This window comes from Methylobacterium sp. WL103, assembly GCF_008039885.1.
In the GTDB taxonomy this organism is placed as follows: Bacteria; Pseudomonadota; Alphaproteobacteria; order Rhizobiales; family Beijerinckiaceae; genus Methylobacterium; species Methylobacterium cerastii.
In genome coordinates this window covers 1-860 of record NZ_VRUX01001057.1, presented here as the reverse complement: position 1 = coordinate 860, position 860 = coordinate 1, and the positions used below count along the sequence as shown (strand labels likewise).

General features: G+C 73.7%; 1 pseudogene. It reads right to left on the bottom strand.

What is annotated here, in order from left to right:
- Nucleotides 1-560: pseudogene (locus tag FV222_RS27750) on the bottom strand (FUSC family protein); the annotation flags it as partial.
- Between the last annotated feature and the right edge of the window lie 300 nt (nt 561-860).

The following is an 860-nucleotide window of genomic DNA, read 5'->3' as shown; positions in this document are numbered from 1 at the left end:
TGGGCGCGGGCATGGCCGTCGAAGGCGGCCGCGACCGTCTCCGGCGCGGCGGCGAGTTTTTCCAGGTCGCCGGTCAGCCGCGCCAGCGCGTGCCAGACTTCGCCGACGGCGCGGTGCGCCGCGCGATAGGGATGCAGCCGCCACAGCACCAGCGCCAGCACGGTCGCCCACAGGCCGCCCGCGAGGAACATCGCGGCGATGATCGCCGCCTCCTCCGGGCTCAGCGCCCGGTCCATGGCGATGCACAGCACCACCACGAGCACGTTGCCCGCGGCCTGGGCCTGCACGCTCCAGACCCGGGCGTAGGCGCAAGCGAAGATCACCGCGCAGGCGGCCGGCACCACGACGAGCGGCCCGTAGGGCTGGATCAGCCCGAACACCCCCCAGATCAGGCCGCCGAGCACCGAGAAGGCGGTGAGCACCCGCAGGCGGATGCGGATCGGGCCGCCGGTGTCGCAGAAGCAGGTGAGGTTGGCCGCAAGCGCCATGGTCAGGAGCGGCGGCCACTGGATCCATTCGTTGGCCAGCAGCACGATCGCGAAGGCGAAGGCCGCGCGCACGCCCTCGACCAGGCTCAGCCCGCGCGGACACAGGTTCGACGAGGGCGGGCGGGGCCGGCGGCAAGGTGACGATCATCGCCGGGAGATGACGCCCGACGACGGCAATTTCGGGATCGGCACGCGCAGGTCCGCAATGCCGCCGTCACCGGTTCCGCTCGCGGGCGAACGGCTCTAGACCTCCGATGCGTCGACGACCGGTCCGGCGCTGGAGCCGCAGGTTGGCAGACCCCGTCCCGAGCGCCCCGCGGAACCCCGCCAAGCGGACGGTGCTCCGTGCCCGCCGCCGCCGCACCGCGGGCG